Genomic DNA, 1,641 nt, shown 5'->3' with positions numbered 1-1,641 from the left:
CAAACGTCGACTACGCGCGTGTCAGCAACAGACCGATCTCCTCGCCGGCTTCTTCGCCAGCACCGGCATGACCCTCGAACCCGAGCCACCGAGATAACTCGAACCTTGGCCTTTCAACCTCTGTAGCTCGTCTTGGTAGAAGCGCCTACCTGTCTGGCTCTCAATCTGGCGGCAAGCCGTCTTGAGGCACTGAGTCAGCAGAGCATCAGCAGATGTCGTCTGCTCGTTCACATATTCCTTGAGCAAAGGAAGGTCTACGTATTCCATCGTCACGCCTTCCTTGCTCGTGTGGCCTTCACAGCCTTAGGTGCCTCTGGCTGTGCCACAGCTTCAAACAGGTGCTTATTGGCCTTCACTGCCGGATCATTAGCGTCGTACTCCTGACCCTCAGCGATGCGGGTATAGGAGTCACCTGCTGCGACAAAGAACGTCGACTTAGCTACTACCTTTGCAGTCATGTCGTTTCCTCCTTCCGGCACGACAGAGTGAGGGGATGGAGCCGAAACCCCATCCCCTCAACTACTGAATAGATCAGGCCTTTGTGCGCAGAACGCGGAAGGCGTTAGGAGTCAGCACGTCTCCACCAACACGCCAGTAGGCGAACCACCCAGCCTGACCAGTCGGACGGCCGTTAGGACCCATCAGCATTGGGTTGTAGTGCAGGCTCATACCGATACGGTCAACAATCGCGTACTGCGAGAAGTCACCGTAAACGGCAATCTTGGTACCCGCAGTCAGAGCGCTAGGCATGTCGCTCGACTCGTAAAGCGGACGGCCGACAAGCTTCTCAGGGTGGTCATCGTTCATGTCCACCCAGAAGTTAGCGCCGCGTGCCGCATCGAACTGACGAGCAAGGCTGATGATGGTGTCATTCATCAGCCAGGAACCGCGTGAACGCCAGCGGGCAGGAACAGCGCTCTTCAGCGCGTAAACGTCCGCAGCAGCGAAAGCCGCAGTGCCTACAGTGTCGACCAGCGTAGTAGCGGCAGTCAGGATGCCCTTAGGCTTGCCCGAACCGTTACCGGTAGCGAAAGCCGTAGCCTCGTGACGGTCCTTAGCGTCAGCCAGCAGCGTTGTCAGCTCAGAGGCAAAGTCAGAGTCCTGAAGGATCTCAAACGAGCCGTAGAGCCAAGCCGCAGCCTTGTGAACCGGAATGTTGATGTTGCCGAAGGTAGGAGTTGCGTCGGCAGCCTCAGTTGCCTCAGCAAGCCACTCAGCGTTTACACCAGCAGACGTAACGCCATTCCACTCATCGGTAGCAGTGGACTTGATCGTAGCCATACGACGGAACGGGTTAGCCGAACCGTTGTTAGTCAGGATCACAGACGGGTCAAGGGTGTAAGGCACCAGATAGCCACCGTTAGCGTTGGTCAGCGACAGAGCAGCACGCTGAGCCATACCATCGGGATCGTTCACGTAGTCAAGGAACGTCTCAAGGTAGTCAGGCGAACCTGTCTTCAGAATGTGCTGAGCAACAGCCTTCTTCTGGATACCGCGCGAACGGTCAATCAGCTTAGCCTCAGCCCTTCATTAAGGGCGGGTCCATATAGTGGATCTTGAAAGGAAGATGCCTTCCGGCCTGGGAAGATAGGACTTGCTGAGGGTCTCATCTATCCCGGACGGAAGGCACCTGTCAGGTGA

General features: G+C 56.6%; 2 protein-coding genes. Both read right to left on the bottom strand.

Annotated features, from left to right (window positions below):
- Positions 1-269 precede the first annotated feature (269 nt).
- Entirely contained in the window at positions 270-458 is a 189-nt protein-coding gene (locus ABD52_RS39640) for a hypothetical protein (RefSeq protein ID WP_152748381.1), read from the bottom strand.
- 73 nt (positions 459-531) lie between these two features.
- Positions 532-1,461, bottom strand: a complete 930-nt coding sequence (locus ABD52_RS38875; RefSeq protein WP_255352913.1) for a phage major capsid protein — start codon at positions 1,459-1,461, stop codon at positions 532-534.
- Positions 1,462-1,641: the final 180 nt, after the last annotated feature.

Origin of the sequence: Micromonospora sp. RV43, from assembly GCF_001029515.1 — a bacterium.
In the GTDB taxonomy this organism is placed as follows: Bacteria; Actinomycetota; Actinomycetes; order Mycobacteriales; family Micromonosporaceae; genus Micromonospora; species Micromonospora aurantiaca.
The sequence above is the reverse complement of the archived record's forward strand: the minus strand, read 5'-3'. Positions and strand labels throughout refer to the sequence as shown.

Bases quoted from the DNA above. Each gene is read 5' to 3' on its own strand.
- ABD52_RS39640 (WP_152748381.1), bottom strand. From the start codon at position 458: ATGACTGCAAAGGTAGTAGCTAAGTCGACGTTCTTTGTCGCAGCAGGT.